Annotated in this window: 14 protein-coding genes; all 14 read left to right on the top strand. The window is 33.8% G+C overall.

Annotation, left to right across the window (positions count from 1 at the left end; translation table 11 throughout):
• Position 1: 1 nt before the first annotated feature.
• From H526_RS0115585 to H526_RS0115520, 14 genes are read left to right on the top strand one after another with little or no spacing between them, the layout of a single operon-like run.
• Positions 2–1942 carry a phage tail sheath family protein gene (locus H526_RS0115585; protein WP_027393867.1) on the top strand — a complete coding sequence of 647 codons (1941 nt, stop codon included), beginning with the start codon at positions 2–4 and terminating at the stop codon, positions 1940–1942.
• A gap of 44 nt (positions 1943–1986) precedes the next feature.
• Complete coding sequence (locus H526_RS0115580) at positions 1987–2433, top strand: phage tail protein (RefSeq protein ID WP_027393866.1); 447 nt, start codon at positions 1987–1989, stop codon at positions 2431–2433.
• Entirely contained in the window at positions 2433–2873 is a 441-nt protein-coding gene (locus H526_RS0115575; protein WP_027393865.1) for a phage tail protein, read from the top strand. The genes H526_RS0115580 and H526_RS0115575 overlap by 1 nt, the downstream gene beginning before the upstream one ends.
• Positions 2874–2878: 5 nt before the next feature.
• Positions 2879–3046 (top strand): DUF5908 family protein, encoded by a 168-nt coding sequence (locus H526_RS32175; protein WP_162897354.1) that lies wholly within the window; start codon positions 2879–2881, stop codon positions 3044–3046.
• Positions 3047–3049: 3 nt separating this feature from the next.
• Entirely contained in the window at positions 3050–3775 is a 726-nt protein-coding gene (locus H526_RS0115565; protein ID WP_027393864.1) for a CIS tube protein, read from the top strand.
• Between the two features lie 2 nt (positions 3776–3777).
• Positions 3778–5523, top strand: coding sequence for a type VI secretion system tip protein VgrG (gene vgrG / locus H526_RS0115560; protein WP_027393863.1), 1746 nt, complete (start codon positions 3778–3780; stop codon positions 5521–5523).
• A 40-nt stretch (positions 5524–5563) separates the two neighbouring features.
• Positions 5564–5854 (top strand): PAAR domain-containing protein, encoded by a 291-nt coding sequence (locus H526_RS0115555; RefSeq protein WP_027393862.1) that lies wholly within the window; start codon positions 5564–5566, stop codon positions 5852–5854.
• 2 nt (positions 5855–5856) lie between these two features.
• Positions 5857–6267, top strand: a complete 411-nt coding sequence (locus H526_RS0115550; RefSeq protein WP_027393861.1) for a GPW/gp25 family protein — start codon at positions 5857–5859, stop codon at positions 6265–6267.
• A gap of 15 nt (positions 6268–6282) precedes the next feature.
• Positions 6283–9633 carry a baseplate J/gp47 family protein gene (locus H526_RS0115545; protein WP_027393860.1) on the top strand — a complete coding sequence of 1117 codons (3351 nt, stop codon included), beginning with the start codon at positions 6283–6285 and terminating at the stop codon, positions 9631–9633.
• Complete coding sequence (locus H526_RS0115540) at positions 9621–12323, top strand: hypothetical protein (protein WP_027393859.1); 2703 nt, start codon at positions 9621–9623, stop codon at positions 12321–12323. Before H526_RS0115545 ends, H526_RS0115540 begins: the two co-directional genes overlap by 13 nt.
• A gap of 12 nt (positions 12324–12335) precedes the next feature.
• Positions 12336–15803 (top strand): PKD domain-containing protein, encoded by a 3468-nt coding sequence (locus H526_RS0115535; RefSeq protein ID WP_027393858.1) that lies wholly within the window; start codon positions 12336–12338, stop codon positions 15801–15803.
• A complete protein-coding gene (locus H526_RS30950; protein WP_027393857.1) occupies positions 15790–17397 on the top strand; it encodes a contractile injection system tape measure protein in 1608 nt (535 codons plus the stop codon). The genes H526_RS0115535 and H526_RS30950 overlap by 14 nt, the downstream gene beginning before the upstream one ends.
• Before the next feature lie 10 nt (positions 17398–17407).
• Positions 17408–17986 (top strand): hypothetical protein, encoded by a 579-nt coding sequence (locus tag H526_RS0115525; RefSeq protein ID WP_027393856.1) that lies wholly within the window; start codon positions 17408–17410, stop codon positions 17984–17986.
• 3 nt (positions 17987–17989) lie between these two features.
• Entirely contained in the window at positions 17990–18856 is an 867-nt protein-coding gene (locus H526_RS0115520; RefSeq protein ID WP_027393855.1) for a DUF6734 family protein, read from the top strand.
• Positions 18857–18891: the final 35 nt, after the last annotated feature.

Raw genomic sequence — 18891 nt, 5'->3', positions numbered from 1 at the left:
TATGGCAACGTACAAAACACCAGGGGTTTATATAGAGGAGATTGTTAAATTTCCTCCATCCGTAGCCCAAGTAGAAACAGCAATTCCAGCTTTTATAGGATACACTGAGAAGGCAACAAAAAAGGTAGCAGATGATTTGTTACAAAAGCCAACCAGAATTACTTCTATGTTAGAATATGAAACATACTTTGGATTTGCATTACCAGAGGTAAATATTGAAGTTACAATATTTGATGCCTTAGTAAATGGAGATATAGAAAGAAATATTACAATTGATAAGGATCAGGTTGTAGCTAATAGACAACCCTATTTAATGTATTATGCCTTACAGATGTATTTCGCAAATGGAGGAGGACCTTGTTACATTGTTTCTGTAGCTGATTATACAGGAGGAAATGTATTATTTAGTGATTTAAATGATGGATTAGATCTTCTTAAAAAAGAAGATGAGCCCACATTGTTATTGTTTCCTGATGCTACTGCAATTGCAGATCCAAACGAATTTTTCGCATTATATAATAATGCCTTAACTCAATGTAATGATCTTCAGGATCGATTTGCAATCATAGATACCTATAGTTATGATGATACTAGTGATGCTCCAATTGTAGCATTGCGTTCAGGAGTAAACCTAGAAAAAGATTACCTAAAATATGGTGCTGCTTATTACCCATATTTAGAAACCATTCTAGATTATAGTTATGATGAAGCTAATGTTGCTATTAGTCATACCAGCGAAGATGAAACTCCAGAGAGTATTACTGCAATGGCAACAGCTACCCAGAGTACTTCAGACATACAAACTGTTTTAAATGGTATTCCAGCTTTAGTCATTGCGTTAACAGATGCAGATACAGTTTTACAAGCAGGTACTAATGGAGAAGCCAATACTAATCGAACTACTATTACCGATACAATCCAACCTATTGTTGATGCACTTAATAGTGTAGTTAGCTCTGGATCCAGTGCAGCGACTGATGGTAATGTAGTAGGAGAAGCTGGAGTGACTGCCGCTGCAGGAGCATTGGATGCAGCAATAACAGGAGCGAGTGCTATTCCAACATTAATCACAGCTTTAGAAGGACATATTACTGATATTAATGGGGCAGCCAATAGCGCACCTGGTGGTGGAGTAGTAAAAACAGAATCTACAGCAGCCGTTACAGCCGTTGCGACCATAGAAGCAGATATTCAGGCAGTGATAGCATTAATAACACCTGCATTAACCGATGCAATTACCGCAGCACAAGCAGCTGATGGCGTTATAACTGGTTCTCTTGATGGTCAAAATCTAGCAGCTATTGAGAATATAGATAGTGCAACTTATAACCTAATTAAAGTAGAATTAGGAATCCTTCCTCTTGAGTTACCACCAAGTAGTGCTATGGCAGGGGTATATGCAAGAGTAGATAGTGATAGAGGAGTCTGGAAAGCGCCAGCAAATGTTGGAGTAAATTATGTAATCAAACCTTCTATAAAAATAACCAATGAAGAACAGGATCGATTAAATGTAGATACTGTAGCAGGAAAATCTGTAAATGCAATTCGAACTTTTACAGGAAAAGGAACTTTGGTTTGGGGGTCAAGAACCTTAGCAGGTAATGATAAGGAGTGGAGATATGTGCCAGTAAGAAGATTTTTTAATATGGCCGAGGAATCTATCAAAAAAGCTACAGAACAATTTGTTTTTGAACCTAATGATATGAATACGTGGGTTAGAGTAAAAGCAATGATCAATAATTTCTTGACACTACAATGGAGAGCAGGAGCATTAGCTGGTCCTACACCTGATAAAGCATTTTATGTAAATGTGGGATTAGGAGAAACGATGACAGCTGATGATATTCTTGATGGAAATATGATTATCGAAATCGGAATGGCGGTTGTTCGTCCAGCAGAATTTATCATTCTTAAGTTCTCTCATAAAATGCAAGAAGCTTAATCAACTTATAATAATTTAAATCAACAATATAAAACATAGAAATCATGGCAGAATATCCATTACCAAAGTTCCATTTTAAGGTAACAATTGGAGGCGACACCGAATTAAATTGTACCGAAGTATCTGGTTTAGACTTTGAAACTGAAGTAATAGAATATAGAGGAGGAGCGGATAATGACTACTTCAAGAAAAAACAACCAGGGATGACCAAGTTTGCTAACATAGCAATCAAAAGAGGAACTTTTGTTTCTACAAAAGGACAGTTCTATGATATGTGGAAGAAGAATGTATTCTTTCAAGAAGGCGAAGAGAAGTTTAGAAGTGACCTTACCATTAGCTTGTTAGATGAAAAACATGAACCTATATTAACTTGGGAAGCACAAGATGCTTGGTTACTTAAGATACAATCCACAGATCTTAAGGCTGATGGAAATGAGATTGCTATTGAATCGGCAGAATTTGCAATTAACAGTCTTAAAATAGCATCTTAATGGCAACCTATTATCCACCCGTTGGCTTTCATTTTAGTGTCGAGTTTACTGGTTTATCAACTAGTGAAGTAGATCATCAATTTCAGTCTGTAGCTGGATTATCGGTAGATGTAGAAACAGAAGATGTTACTGAAGGTGGAGAAAATAGGTTTAAGCATAAAATTCCGGTTAGAACAAAATATCCAAACTTAGTTTTAAAAAGAGGCTTATTGGTAGATTCTAAAGTAATCAGTTGGTGCAAAGATGCTGTCGAAAACTTTGAGTTTGAACCTATAGATCTTATTGTTAAACTTTTAAATGAAAAGCATGAGCCGTTGTTGTCCTGGAATATTGTGCATGCCTATCCAATTAAATGGTCTATAGCTGATTTTAATGCTCAAGAAAGTAAAGTGGTTATTGAAACCATAGAACTGGTGTATAACTACTATAATACAATTTGATAATCATGGGAGCGATCGAAATTAAAGAATTACATATCAAAATAAATGTAGACAATGATCAGAAAAATACGGATGCCCCAAAAGGAGATAAACCATCAGGAAATAAGGATATGATTGTTGCAGAATGTGTAGAACAAATCATGGAGATCATTTCAAAACAGTCTGAACGATAAACAATGAGTACTGGAGAATTAAAAAAATTAAAGGTTGTAGCCTATAGTGATCCACAATTTAATGATAAAGTTGGGGATGGTGAATTTACCACCTTGGTAAATCCAGAAAAATACACCTTTAATTATAAAATCGAGCAAAACGAGGATCAAGCTTCGGGGACGAGTGATTTATCTCCTAAGTTTAATAAAAAACTTCCAGAAGATCTTGAATTAGAATTTTTATTTGATAGATCAGGTGTTATAATTCACTATGGTAGTGATCCTGGGAGTAGTTCGGGTAATAAAGTTTTTAAAGACGAAGGTGATGGTATCATTGATGATATCGAAAAGTTTAAAAAAGTAATCCTAGATTACAATGGGGACGAACATAAACCAAACTATCTAATGATTTCGTGGGGGACTCTTCTTTTCAAAGGGAGTCTTACCGAAATGAGCATAGAATTTAAACTATTTAAACCTGACGGTACACCGATCCGTGCAGTAGCAAAGGCAAAGTTTCAAGGTTTTGTAGAAGATGATCTTAGAGTAGCAAAAGAGAATAATCAATCCCCTGATTTAACACATGTACGTGTGGTAAAAGAAGGAGATACGTTGCCTTTAATGTCGCATCGTATTTATGGAGATTCTAAGTATTACTTGGAAGTAGCAAGAGTAAATGAGATCACTTCATTTAGACAATTAGAAGTAGGAAAAGAAATTTTCTTTCCTCCAATAGAAAAAACATCATAAAAATGGCTGAAGGCAGTGTAATACAGACATCAAAAAACGCAGACCTTGTTACAAGCAAGGTACTTGTCAACGGAGAAGAGTTGTCTAAGGCCTATCAGGTTAAAACAATTTCTATCCAAAAGGAGGTTAATAGAATCTCTACTGCTAAGTTGATTATAACAGATGGAGAACCCTCTAAGCAAGATTTTGAATTAAGTAATCAAGAACTAGTTGTACCGGGAGCAGAAATCGAAATTACCGCTGGATACCATTCTGATGAAGAAACGATTTTCAAAGGAATTGTTATTAAACATAATATAAAAATAAGAACTAATGGTTCTTATCTTATTGTGGAGTGCAAGGATGAAGCTGTCAAACTTACAATAGGCAGAAAAAGCAAGTATTTCTATGATAAAAAAGACAGTGATATTATCGAAGAAATTGCGGGCGATTATGGTATTGCTAATGATGTAGAGGCTACCAATTATGAGCATAAAGAGTTAGTACAGTATAATGTGTCGGATTGGGACTATGTGGTTTCACGAGCTCAAGCAAATGGCAAGCTTTGCTTTGTAGACAATGGTGAATTAAAGGTTGCTAAACCAGATTTTAGTACAGATCCAGTTGAAACTGTAACCTTTGGAGCAACTATTTTAGACTTAGACGCAGAGATAGATGCAAGACATCAGATCGATAAGGTTACTTCTTATGGATGGAACTATTCTGATCAAGAAATTGTCGAGGTAGAAGCAAATGATCCATCAGTTTCTTTAAACGGTAATTTATCTGCTTCAGACCTTTCTTCGGTCATTGCTTTAGAAAATCTAGAATTACGTCATGGAGGATCGCTTACCACAGAAGAATTACAGGATTGGAGCGATGCTAAGTGGATGTTTCAACAATTGTCAAAAGTAAGAGGTAGAGTTAAGTTTCAAGGAGTACCAGCCGTAAAACCAGGAACTTTGTTAGATCTACAAGGAGTAGGAGATAGGTTTAATGGTAAGATCTATATCACAGGAGTAAGTCATCACATTGCAGAAGGAAATTGGACAGTAGATGCACAATTTGGGATCAACCCTAAATGGTTTTCTGAAACCTATGATATCAATGCATTACCAGCATCAGGATTACTATCAGGAATTTGTGGATTACAAGTAGGAATCGTAAGTCAACTTGAAGAAGACCCAGATGGAGAAGAAAGAATTTTAGTTCAGATTCCAATCATCAATAACGAAGAACAAGGGATTTGGTGTAGAGTTTCATCATTGGATGCTGGAGAAAATCGAGGTGCTTTCTTTAGACCCGAAATAGAGGATGAGGTGATCGTTGGCTTTATAAATGATGACCCGAATGATGCTGTGGTACTAGGAATGTTACATAGCAGTGCTAAACCTTCTCCTATTACCGCAAGCGATGATAATCATGAAAAAGGATTTGTTACCAGAAGCGAAATGAAAGTACTTTTTGATGATGATAAAAAGTCTATAACTATTGAAACACCTGCAGGAAAAAAAATAGTGTTAGATGAAGATGCAGGTTCAATTATTGTCGAGGACGATAATTCGAATGTAATTACAATTGATAGTTCGGGTATAGCAGTAGAAAGCGCTGGAGATATTAGTCTAAATGCATCAGGAGATGTTAATATCGAGGGAACCAATGTAAATATAAAAGCAAGTGCAGAATGCAAAGCCGAAGGAGGAGCAGGTATAGAAGTTTCTTCAAGTGCAATTGCAACCCTTAAAGGGTCACTAGTACAAATTAATTGATAAGATTTAAAAAGAACCAATAATTATAAACAGATAGACAATGCCATCAGCAGCAAGAATTACAGATATGCATACCTGTCCATTAGTGACAGGAGTAGTACCGCACGTAGGAGGACCCATATTACCACCAGGAGAACCTACTGTACTTATCGGAGGGTTGCCAGCAGCACGAGTTGGCGATATGGCAGTATGTGTAGGACCACCAGATACAATAATTATGGGGTCTGGAACAGTAATGATTGGAGGGATGCCAGCAGCAAGAATGGGAGATAGTACTGCTCATGGAGGAGTAATTGTACTAGGATGTCCTACAGTAATAATAGGAGGTTAGTTATGGAAAATAAGAATTCTTTTTTAGGTACAGGCTGGGGATTTCCACCAGAGTTTAATAAAACAGCAAAACATGTGTTGATGACCTCTAATGAGGAGGATATCAAGAAGAGTTTAGAGATTTTATTGACAACTAGATTAGGAGAAAGAATTATGGTGCCTAACTATGGATGTAACTTAGATGAGCTTCTTTTTAAACCCCTTGATAGAACCTTAAAAACTTTTGTAATTGAACTAATTAAGACAGCAATTCTCTATCACGAACCAAGAATAGATGTAATTAAAATTGATATCTCTGAAACAGATGAATTAGAAGGAAAATTGCTCGTGAAAATTGAGTATTTGATTAGAAGTACAAACTCAAGAAGAAATGTAGTTTTTCCTTTCTATAAAGAAGAAGGAACCAACATATAATGCGCTAATAAATCTATGTGTAACGACGGGAAACATAAAGACAATATAATTTTTAAAAGAAATGGAACCGATCAAGAGGAACGTTTTAATAGCGTCTTGGATCCAGCTAATTTAGAACTTCATGACTTTGATCTTGAAGACTGGTTATTGTTTGCATACAATTTTGCCAAACACATAAATTTCTTTGAAACAAATGATAATCAAATCCCATCTGGTGATTGGCAAGAACTTTTTAATCATTTCGATTTTACTAATCAAGACATTCCTAAAAGAACAGATAGCGATTATCAACTACTAAAAAATAAGATTTCCAAAACAATTGAAGATCTGGAAGCTCAGAGTAGTATCACTCCTCATATGACATTGTTTATATGTTTTTTAAGGTTATTAGAGTTTTCTAAACAACGATTTAATAGGATTACCAAAAGACATCTTGATTTTTTCTACAAAGAAATATTACAGATAGAAAAACTTCCAGCAACAGAGGATAAAGCTCATATTATTTTCGAACTGGCTAAAAAAAGTGTAGAAGAAAGAGTAATAAAAGAAACTGCATTAGATGGTGGTAAAGATGCCAATGGTAATAAACTCATTTATAAAACCACAGAAGAACTCATTGCCAATAAAGCTAAAGTTGGACAAATAAAGAGTTTATATAATGATATCAATCTGGGTGAGATCAAGTATAGTTCAATGGCTAATTCGTTAGATGGACTAGAAGAGGCTTTACCAGATAATGCAAACTATTGGCTTCCGTTTGGATATACATCAGGAGAAAAAGGATATACAGAGTTACCAGATGCTCGATTAGGTTTTGCTATAGCATCACCAATGTTTGATCTCAAAGAGGGAGAAAGAAATATAGATATCACGATTACTTTTACAGAAAACATAAATACTACAACACCTCCTTTTACTCAAGATGATTTATTAGAAAATCTTGAGATACAATGTAGCGGAGAAGAAGGTTGGCTAGGAGTTTTTCAACTAGGTAAGGATGTTCCTTTTAATATTAATGGTACAGATACCAATCGATCATCAGGTATTTTCGGGAATCAATTGCGGTTAGTTTTTCAAATTTCAAAGGATACTCCTCCAATTTTGAAATATGATAACGAAACACTTGGAGAAAATTTTACAACTACTAATCCTATTATTCGGTTTTTAATAAAAACAGATAATCAAAAAGGGCATGTACTGTTTAGAAAATTAGTTAAAAAAATAGTTTCGGGAATCAAAATACGTGTTGATGTAAGAGATATAAAATCGCTAACCTTAGATAGTGATACAGGAGTTCTTAATGCAAATAAACCCTTTTATCCTTTTACAACCCAACCTGTGACTGGATCTTCTTTTAAAATGAATTATCCAGAGGTTTTTTTAAAGAAGTGGGAGACTATTAACGTAAATATTAAATGGAAAAATACACCTGATTCTTTTGTGAAGCTTTATGAAGCATACAAGTCGGCTTATCTTGAGGGTACCAGCAGAAATATCTTTATGGATGGAATGTTTATAGATCCTAATGCGGCGAATTTATCTGCTAACCAACCAGAAGATGGTATTGATGACTTGACAACAGAATCCGCAGAAACTGATATTGTTCTAAATACAAATGTTGAAGACTTAATAGTTCAGGGTGACGATCATTTTAAAGCTCAACTGGCGGTTTTTCATAAAGAAGAATGGGATAATGAGAGCAATCCAGAAAGTGTGATTTTGTTTGAAGATCTCGTTGATGATAACCTTTATGAAACAAATTTCTCTGTAGATGGTAGTTCATATGAAATTGGAAAGAGCGGTCCACTACGATTAACATTAAACCAATCTTTTTTACATTTCCTATTCCCAAGAATTTATACCTTGGCATTATCCAGTGATAATGATGAAACGCTGATACCTAATGACCCATATACACCTTTTGCCGATGTTATAACCTTTAACTATTCTGCCGAAGAAAACACTGATTTTACTGCAGACGGAGAAAACGAATATGGGAACAATCGGATACAACTATTTCATGAAGATCCATTTGGACAGTATGAAGAACATTCATATTTAAAAATACAAGCACAAAAGAAGAGTATCTTAACTAAAAATGCAGATACTGGTAGCTGGATTGTACCTGATTATTGTCATGGTGGTGAATTATATATCGGATTAGAAGAAGCAGAAGTTTCACAGCAAATTTCCTTATTGGTTCAAATTTTAGAAGGTAGTGAAAATCCAGATGCAGATTCATTTGTTGGAAAACAAAGAGTAGAGTGGGCAGTACTCTGCAATAATCAATGGATGAACCTAGAAGAAAGCTTGCTGAACAATGGTATTGATAATTTCCTAAAATCGGGTATTGTTAAATTTAGTATTCCAAAACAAGCCACCAAAACCAACACCCGACTTCCAAAAGATCTTATTTGGATTAGAGCCAAAATGCACAAAGATTATGATGCAGTTTGTAAAGTGATTGACATCATGGCTCAAGTAGTATTAGTTCAATTTGAAAATAATAATAATGAACTGGCACATCTCTATAATGGACTTCCGGCAGAATCTATTTCAAAACTAATTAGTAGGGTTCCACAGATAAAAGGAGCTTCACAACCTTACAATTCTTTTGATGGAAAGCCATTGGAATCTGATGATGAATATTACAGAAGAATAAGCGAAAGATTGCGACATAAAAATAGGGCCATTACACTTTGGGATTATGAACATTTAATTATGCAAGAGTTCCCAGAAGTGTTTAGAGTGAAATGTTTGAATCATACTTCGAATGACTCTTTTTTATCTCCTGGAGATGTAACCTTGGTTGCTATTCCAGATATCGTAGACAAAAATGTTTTTGACATATTCGAACCTAGACTAAGTACAGCAACCCTTAATAAAATTCAAAACTTCATTAATCAATTAAACACCATGCATGTAGAAGCAGTGGCGATGAACCCTCAATACGAGCAAGTACTAATTAGATTGAATGTAAAGTTTTATGAGCAATACGATGAGAATTTTTATCAAAAACAACTAAACGAAGATCTTGTTAAATTCCTATCTCCATGGGCATTTGATACCTCACAAGAAATTGTTTTCGGGATAGAATTAAATCGTAGTACGCTTATCGACTATGTAGAGAAGCTATTCTATGTGGATTACTTATCCGAATTAGAAATGGCTAAGCATCCTGATGGAGTAGAAGTTCCAGAAAACCCAAAGGATGAAGACTATCTAGAACAATTAGAATTTGTTCAGGTACTTTCTCCAACTAGTCCAAAACATATTTTGGTATCAGCAAAAAATCATCTGATATCAACCGATATTAAAGTTTGTGATCCTATTATAATTGAAGAAGCAGAAACATGTCAGTACTAAACGAACATATTAGCATACCGAAAAAAGTCGCTACACAAGACGATTTAGACTTTTTCTATTTAAAAGAAAAAGGCATCGAATATATAGAACAATTAGGGGGTAAGTTATGGACAGACTTTAACTCGCATGATCCAGGAATTACAATGCTCGAAATGCTTTGTTATGCTATTACTGATTTAGGAATGAGAATTGAGCTTCCTATAGAAAATGTACTAGCATCTAACGATATTACTAAAAATGTAAAAACTCAGTTTTTCAAAGCTTCAGAAGTACTACCCACCAGTCCCGTGACGGCATTGGATTATCGCAAACTTTTTATAGATATAGAAGGAGTTAAGAATTGTTGGCTGGCAAAACATACAAAGAAAGTATATGTTAATTGCAAAGATGATCTGCTATCCTATAATCCAGATGATTTTAGTTTGATCCCAAGCGGGCAAAAAAAAGAATTTATACTCAAAGGGTTATATGATTTATATGTTGATTTTGAGGAGCTAGATCAAGCAGGTATAGACCAGGTAACCATAAAAATAAGAGAACGCTATCATGCGTATCGTAATCTTTGCGAAGATCTAGTTACAATAGAAAAAATACAAGAATTCCCTGTAAAAATTTGTGCTGATATAGAAGTAAGTACAGATGCGGATGAAGAAAAAGTACATGCGTTGATGTTAAGAGCAATTGATGCATATTTCTCAACTACGGTAAATTTTTATTCATTGACTCAAATGCTTGATAAAGGATATTCAACTTTAGAGATTTTTGATGGTCCAGTTTTGCAAAATGGTTTTATAGATACTAATGAACTTATAGAAGCAGATTTACGCAGCGAGGTGAGGCTATCTGATATCATGAAAATTATTATGGGTATTCCAGGAGTCACTAATATAAAAGATATCTCACTTGGATATTGTGGAGATCAAGCTACTGATACTAATGAATGGGTAATATGCTTGGAAGAATATGAAAAACCAATTGTGTGTGATAAAAGCGTTTTTAACTACAACAAAGGATTATTACCACTCAATATTAATAAAAAACAGGTTGATATTTATCTCGAAGAATTAGAGAAAGAAGAACAAGAAGCTATTGCTGAAGCTGGAGCAGATAAAGAACTTGAAATTCCAAAAGGGAAATATCTTAAAACTGATAGTTACACAACTGTTCAAAATGATTTTCCTGATACTTATGGAATTAGTGAGGTAGGATTACCAGCAAGATCATCTACTGTAAGAAAATCACAAGCCAAGCAACTTAAGGGATATCTATTATTTTTTGATCAGATTTTGGCTAGTTATTTTAAACATTTAGGTCAAGTAAAAGAATTACTTTCTGTAAGCGGAAATTTAACACAAACGTTCTTCACTCAGGCGATACAGGGTATAGAGAATCTAGATGAATTAGTTTCAAGTTATCCTATGGATAACGATGAGTATTTAACCAATGTTCTATATGAGGATTTAGATAATAATATTGAAAGAAGAAACGAAATTCTAGATCATTTGTTAGCGCGATTTGCCGAACGGTTTACTGAGTATTCTTTTATTATGAAGTCTATTTATGCTAATACTACCGATGAAGTAGTACTAAGAAATAAAGAAGATTTTTTAAAAGATTATAAAGTAGTTAGCAAGGATAGAGGTAATGCGTTTAACTATTATAATCAACCTCCAGAAAATCTTTGGGATACTTCTAATGTTTCAGGTGTGCAAAAAAGGATAGCTCGTCTTTTAGGTATTAAAGATTATAACAGAAGACATCTCACCGATTCTTTTGTAGAAATATATGACCTAATCAATAGTGATAATCAAAAAGTGTATAGATGGAGAATTAGAGACCTGAATAATTCTATCGTATTATCTGGTACTGAAGAATATTTTGATGCTTCTGCTGCAAATAGAGAACTGTTTTTTGCTGTTCTTCAAATTATTCAAACTAGAGAATTTAAAGTTGAAGAAGTTTTTAAAGAAGGGTTCTCTGATCATGCGGAGATTGATAATATACAGATTCATCAAGCTGATTCGGGTAAATATTCTTATGACATTATTAATCCTGCTATAGAGAATGAAAATGACCCCGATAGAATCATAGCAAAGCGATTTACCTATTATCAAACAAAAGGAGAAATAAAACAATCCATTCTAGATCTTATAAAATTTATGAAGGAAGATTTTACAGAAGAAGGATTATTTATTGTAGAGCATATGATGCTTCGTCCAGATATTAATCAAACAGATGTAAATGAGGGTGTTTTTATGCCAATTTGTACAGATGAGTGTACCAATTGTGAGCCGATAGATCCCTATTCTTATCGTGTTAGTATTGTATTACCTGGATATACACTTAGGTTTTCTAATACAGATTTTAGAAACTATATGGAACGAATTATCAAAGAAGAATTACCTGCCCATGTGCTAGCCAAAATATGTTGGGTTGGGTATAGAGAAAATGAAATAGAAGACCCCAACGATAACGAATTATTACAGTTTGAAAATGCATACAAAGCATATCTTCTGGCAAATACATCTTTTGACCAAGAACAGCCAGAACCAGAACTAATTGAACTTATTGAAGCATTATCTGGTCTTAACAATGTATATCCAACAGGAAGACTATTTGATTGCGACAATGAGAATGAAGAATTATACGGAAGAATAATTCTAGGAAAAACGAATTTAGGATCATTATAAAAAATCATTAAAATGTCAACCAAGCTTTCAACTATAACAACACAGTACCGAAGATTTACAAAAAATCAGGTGCTTACAGAAGGACACCTTAATGAGATCGTAGACTTTTTTGATGATCAAGATCGCTTGAGCAGAATTTGCCTTAGCGGTGTTGGAATTGTCTGTGGATTTAAGGTATCGTGCGATGATGTAAACAGTACAATTTCTATTTCGCAAGGAGCAGGAGTTACTACTGATGGAGATCTTTTTCATCTGTATCAAATTGATCAGGTAGAAGGGACAAAAATAATGGACATAGAAGCTAAAGAATATACTCATTATAAAGTCTACAATAATGAAAAGGCAAATTATACACCTTTTTTCTATGATGGTGATACGCAGCTAGAGATTTTTGAATTGCTTACTGCAGAACAAGCCGAGATAGAAAATGATGATTATTTTGTACTTAGCGCACTTCAAGGTAATACTGGCTTGGCAGTAAAAGAAGGAGTGGTATTACTATATCTTGAACAATACGAAAAAGAACTTGATCTATGTGTTAGTCTGTCCTGCGATAATCAAGGACAAGAAATGATCGGTAACTATAAAGCGCTATTAGTAAGCAAAACTGTTGCAGAACAGATTAATGATAATGACCCTATTATAAGTAAAACGAATTTCTCGAATTTGTTTCATCAGTTGCCCGATGTAAGATCCAATCGGGTAGTATGTCAACCAGAGGATTTTATACATTATCAAGAGCTTAAAAGAAGCTTTACTAATAGCTTGTATCAAAATAATGTAGTTGGTGATCTTAGATTTGGTTTTCAGACCTTATTAACAGCAATGCAAATGCCAATATTATTAGGAGCTATAGAAAATAATCTTGAGTCCCTATATTCTTTTACAGGAAGCAATGTTCCGCCTGATTTTCAATATAGACATGATTTACTTAAAGATGTTATAGACACCTACAATGAGATTAAGGAGCTTCTATTTAATATGGATTTTACCTCTTGCTGTCCTGATATTATGTCGTTTCCTAAACATCTTATGCTTGGAGAGGTTGAAAAAACAGGACCATGTTATGAATATAGACATAGTTTTTACAAATCACCACTGCTAACAGATCAAAATGTAAGCACCTGTTCAGATTGTCTTACAGCAGATGGATTAGCACAACCTGAAAATGATAACACATTAGAAGAGTTTATTATCGATCTTGAAGGTAATGAGATTGATATGTGTTATGGCGAAAACTCAGATGAGCAACGATTACATAGTCTCATAAAAAGGGCAGTTCAGTTATTAGCAAATTATAATGCCAATTATACATTTATAAAGATTACTCCTTCTTTTGAACTTGGTAAGCTAAGTAAAAAAGCAATACCTTTTTATAACAACGTTGGCGATCATTTAATTCAATTATGGGATTATGATAAAACAGTGCTAGGTAAGCATAGAAATAACTTAGGCTATCACAGAGATTTATTAAATATAAAACGCCCATTAGAAATCTGTATGGATCATGACTTTTATAGAATCGAAGGACATCAGGGACGAAACTATACAGATGCATTAGAGAGAATACAGGATATCAGAAGAGAACATGGTTTAGGCTTCAATGTCGTAGTATTAAAAATTAATGAGTCTGATGCTCAAGATTTTGTCGATAATTATACTACATTTTATTTGAATAAGAATCACGGATTCGAACATAAAGGAGGTGTTGCTCCCGGCGGCACATTTGTTATGGTTTATGTAGAAGGCGAATTTAGATCCTATCCGTATCCTTATGGATATGGGTATCCCTATCCATATCCCGGTCCGTCATTAGCTGGTGATTTCGAAGGCGAAGTTGATGAAGAAGGAAGAGAGGTTCTCAATCCCATAATTGCTGATTTTACATTACCATATATGTGTTGTGATGAAAACTTTATAACACTTAGTTTACCTACTAGAGAGCTTTGTTTTGATGAAACTACTGAGCCATTACCGTTTCATATAACACCAACTGGTGGATATGTAGAAGCGCAAGTTCCGATAGGACTTCATGGAGGAGTTACTGTAAATCAGTTCGGTGAGTTTGTTTTTGACCCTAATCTAGTTAGTGATGAGTTGATTGGAGAGACAATCACATTTACTGTAAACAATTTTGCCACAGAATGTGAGATTGTTATTACCAGAAGACCAGAATTTGGAATTGAAGTTGCTAATATCTCGGAAACAACCGAAGACAATCAGGTAACGGTAACCTTCAATATTACGGGAGATAATCTTGAAGAGAATTTGGAGTACACATGGGATTTTGGAGATGGATCGGATCGCGTTGAATCAACCGAAACTAGCATAGAACACGCCTATAGATTTGAAACTTCAGGAGTATTCACATTTACAGTTATAGCGCAAGGAGGAGTAAATGATTGTGCTAATCGAGAAGAAATAGAAGTTGCTATTGAAATCGTAGAAGAAATCGTGGTAGAAATTGAACCCACTACTATTTGTAGAGGAGATGATGTATTCTATCCATTTACGGTACAACCAGATGGAGCACAAGTAACAATTACAGGCAATGGGGTTTCTTTTAGAAATGGTCGTTTTGTGTTTAGAGCTACAGATGTACCATCTTCTGTAAGTTCGGTCCCAATCTTGGTGAATGGAGAAGCTTCAGGAATTGTAATAACAATAGAAGAACAACCATCAGCACAGTTTACACATTTGATTGAAGAAAATACTTTGGTATTAAATAATACTTCTGATATAGCAGATCGATATCTATGGAATGTTGCAGGAGAAGAAATTGAACGTACCAATAGATCACAAGTAAGAAGATCTTTAGATCTATATGATGCATCTTCTATAGAGGTTTCTCTAAGTGCTATAAGCGAATTATGCGGAGAACGATTAGATGGTCCAAGATCTATTAGTATAGGTTCTGATGAAGGAGAATTCACTTGTGTAGATATAGTAAGTGGTTTTGTTAGAGGTATGATAGCGGAATTTGAGACAATTCGAAATTCTGGAGCACTAGAAGGATTTGGAGAAGAAACTATTTTGGCTTTTGATAGCATAGAAGAACGGTTTAATGCTGTGATCCAAGATGTAGAATCTTTTACATCAGGTGATAACAACAATTTGTTGTTTGATATGTTTGATGAAAACACTTACAGGGCTTTATTAGAAGGAGTTAGGGGAGCAAGAGCAGAAGAGGAATTAAGTGTGTTAAGAGTGTTGATAGAGGTGTATACGCAATTATTCTATAATATATTAAGATGTCAAAGCCCAACGCTTCTTCAAGAATCTATAGAACAAATCTCTTCTATAGCTAATCTGATTAACACCACTTTTGAAGAATTTAGAAACTTAGAATTTAATCCAGATATAGATGGTACACTTAAAGAGTTTTTAGAAAGTATAAAAGAAGCATTTATAGAGTCAACATTTTTAATTAGTCAAATAGATCAGCAATTAGAAACATTAGGAGGACGTGGACGTAGCTAAAAAACATATTATTAATAAAGTTTTTATTGAAGTAAGTACTAGTTCTAATAAAAGAGCATATTACTTCAAGGATAATATTGACCTATTTATTAAAGAGTATGTGCTACCACGTCTACTTATCTCCTTTGATGATTTAGGGAATAAAGATCCTGATCATTTTACACAGCTAGAGCGACTAGATGTAGAACTTGAGATAAAACCTAGTCAAAACCTGAAAGGATTAGAAGAAGATATTGCTCATCAGATTACAAAAAAAATATATAAACTAAGAGGAGAAAAACCGTTTAAAGCTAATAAAAAGCATACTTTAAGATTATTAAAAAGAGAAGAAAGAAGATTCGAAAAATTCCTTCATTTTTTAGAAAATGGTACCCATAGCTGGTTTAATACATCTGATGAGTTATTAAATTTTAGTGAAAATTTATCCATATTTAAAGATGAACGTAGGTTTAAAAAACTGTCAACAGTTATTCAAAATCCTCTTTCGCGAAAAAGGCTGATTTTACAGTTTACGGATGATGAAATTCAAAAGATTTTTAATCATTTTATAACAGACAATCAATGCGAAAAAGAAGCATCACAGAAGCCAGATATGGTTAAAGAGCTAATTTTAAAAGGAAGTATTGATGGCAAAAAGTTTACGCTAAAAGAAAGGTTTTTTATTTGGGATATTGTATTCGATGTACTTATAGAAGAGGTTGATACGTTAAAAATTTCAAATAAGTTCACCCAATTAGTATTAGAAATTACAAAATGGGAAATAAGTAAAAATAAAAGGTATGTAAGCACCTATTTTCTTGAATTACTTACGACAACACCAGCACTAACAATAATCCAGAATTTACCAAAAGAAATTAAGAAAATATCCCAAGTATTAGGTTCTTATCAAGACAATATAGCTCAATCTAGTGAGAAACATAAACATACGGATAGGGAAAGTTCAATAGAGGAAAACATCCAGAAAGATGAGATAACATCAATACCTTATAAAAAGATACAAAAAGGAAATGAAGACAAACTAGATACTACTCATTTTAATCCTATAAAATCAGAAGAAAAAGATTACAATATGGATGACAGTCTTGAAATTCCTGAAGATTTCGAAGACGTATATGTAAACCATGCCGGTCTTGTACTTGTGCATCCGTTTTTGAGTCAACTTTTTAAGAGTTGTGAGGTAATCAATGATCATAATGAATTTTTAGATAAAGAAAAAGCAGTGCATATACTGCACTATCTTGCTACAGGAAAGGAACAACAGCTTGAAAATAATATGGTGTTCGAAAAATTTCTATGTAATCTTCCTTCAAAATATCCAATCAATCGTTTTGTACCACTTGAGCCTAAAGTGAAAAATCATGCAGATCAAATGCTAACGGCACTGATAGGGCATTGGGAGGTAATAAAAAACTCTTCTAATGACTTGTTAAGAAACGAATTTCTACAACGTTCTGGAAAGTTAATGCATACAGAAAGCCGTCTCCGAATTATTTTAGAAAGAAAAACTCAAGATATACTCATAGATAAGATTCCGTGGAATATATCAATGATAAAACTGCCTTGGAAAAATAAAATCATTTTTGTGGATTGGTAAAATATAATTTATGGAATTAGCGATAGAAAACATATCATATGAAGAAGAAGATAGAGCCAATATCTATTTAGAACAACAAGCTGTATTTGAGAAAATTTTTCAATTATTAGATAGTTCAAAGATTGCTTTTGTAGGAGGTGTTGCGGATTATATAAACCTAAGATCTTATTATGAAATGCCAGTTCACGATTTGGACATAATTTACCAAGATGAAAAGGATTTGACACCTGTTATTGAGAAGTACAATCTAAGACGACATGGGATTAATTTTTATAATATAAATGAATCCAGAGAAGTGCTGGTTTCTGAAATTTTTATAAATAAAAAGAGAGTTCATATTGACTTTTTTAAACGAAATTTTTCTAAGATGAGATTACAGGAGTCTTACTTACTTGGAACCAAAGTTCTTCATACTTCTTTTGATGAAATGATGAAATTTCATAATGATCATATCCCTTTACTAACTTCGGATACAATGGGGGCAAATTACGAATGGAGAAGACTTTATAAACATAGTAAAAAAGCCTCATTGTATAATAATGTTCGCTACTTAAAAGAAAAAGGATTACTAAAGCGGTTAACAAAGTAACTTATGATTGAACCACGGATAATATTCAGTTTAAACACCGCTCCTATTGTACAGAATAGATGGAACATGGGAAATAGGTTTAAAGAAACGATCTATATGACTGCTCTGAGTATATTATATTGTCATTTATGGTATAAAGATGTAGAATTATATGTAGATGAGAATGCTTATAGGTTTTTATATATGTTGCCATGTCGTGTAACAAAACTCCCTTTTTTCCATGATAAAGATTTATGGTCTGCATCAAAAATAAAAGCCATTCAACTGCAGAATAAACCCTTTGTTCATCTAGATACAGATGTGTTTATCAAAAGTAAAATAAACTTCAACTTTGATAAAGTATTATTAGAAAGAAAGGAAGGAGGATATGGCATACATTATAAAAAGCAGGTTGAATTTTTTAATCAATTCGTTATGGATCAACCATTTTGGAATAATGACCTTGGATATTCTTTTAGTTGCGGGGTACTAGGTTTTAATGACCTTTCATTGTGTAACAAATTTGTCCATGCATATTACGATATAGAAGAAGTATACAAGAATGTTAGAGAGCAATTTAAACCTTTAAAGCGTAAAGGATACGAACCTGTTATTTTAATAGAACAATATACGCTTGCTTGCTTATTGGATCATGAAAACACAAAACCATCATTGCTGCTTAACGGAAGAAGTATTGCAGAACATTCTAAACAAGCTGAAAAGATCGGATATAGCCATCTTTTTGGAGTAACCAAGTATAAGAAACATATTATAGAAGAGATAGAATACAGGTTGTTTAAGATCTTTCCGTACTGGTATAGTCAGGTGAAAACAGCATTAGAAAAACAAAAAGTAATTCAAAAAAAGCACTCCAATAGCAAGGTGGCGTAAACACTATTCGGTAATATCTGAACTTAAAAAACAGT

Source organism: Aquimarina latercula DSM 2041 (assembly GCF_000430645.1).
GTDB classification, from domain to species: Bacteria; Bacteroidota; Bacteroidia; order Flavobacteriales; family Flavobacteriaceae; genus Aquimarina; species Aquimarina latercula.
The sequence above is the reverse complement of the archived record's forward strand: the minus strand, read 5'-3'. Positions and strand labels throughout refer to the sequence as shown.

What these genes read in the sequence shown, in the direction of transcription:
- H526_RS0115585 (WP_027393867.1), top strand. Translation starts at nt 2, where the DNA reads ATGGCAACGTACAAAACACCAGGGGTTTATATAGAGGAGATTGTTAAA.
- H526_RS0115580 (WP_027393866.1), top strand. Translation starts at nt 1,987, where the DNA reads ATGGCAGAATATCCATTACCAAAGTTCCATTTTAAGGTAACAATTGGA.
- H526_RS0115575 (WP_027393865.1), top strand. Translation starts at nt 2,433, where the DNA reads ATGGCAACCTATTATCCACCCGTTGGCTTTCATTTTAGTGTCGAGTTT.
- H526_RS32175 (WP_162897354.1), top strand. Translation starts at nt 2,879, where the DNA reads ATGGGAGCGATCGAAATTAAAGAATTACATATCAAAATAAATGTAGAC.
- H526_RS0115565 (WP_027393864.1), top strand. Translation starts at nt 3,050, where the DNA reads ATGAGTACTGGAGAATTAAAAAAATTAAAGGTTGTAGCCTATAGTGAT.
- vgrG (WP_027393863.1), top strand. Translation starts at nt 3,778, where the DNA reads ATGGCTGAAGGCAGTGTAATACAGACATCAAAAAACGCAGACCTTGTT.
- H526_RS0115555 (WP_027393862.1), top strand. Translation starts at nt 5,564, where the DNA reads ATGCCATCAGCAGCAAGAATTACAGATATGCATACCTGTCCATTAGTG.
- H526_RS0115550 (WP_027393861.1), top strand. Translation starts at nt 5,857, where the DNA reads ATGGAAAATAAGAATTCTTTTTTAGGTACAGGCTGGGGATTTCCACCA.
- H526_RS0115545 (WP_027393860.1), top strand. Translation starts at nt 6,283, where the DNA reads ATGTGTAACGACGGGAAACATAAAGACAATATAATTTTTAAAAGAAAT.
- H526_RS0115540 (WP_027393859.1), top strand. Translation starts at nt 9,621, where the DNA reads ATGTCAGTACTAAACGAACATATTAGCATACCGAAAAAAGTCGCTACA.
- H526_RS0115535 (WP_027393858.1), top strand. Translation starts at nt 12,336, where the DNA reads ATGTCAACCAAGCTTTCAACTATAACAACACAGTACCGAAGATTTACA.
- H526_RS0115525 (WP_027393856.1), top strand. Translation starts at nt 17,408, where the DNA reads ATGGAATTAGCGATAGAAAACATATCATATGAAGAAGAAGATAGAGCC.
- H526_RS0115520 (WP_027393855.1), top strand. Translation starts at nt 17,990, where the DNA reads ATGATTGAACCACGGATAATATTCAGTTTAAACACCGCTCCTATTGTA.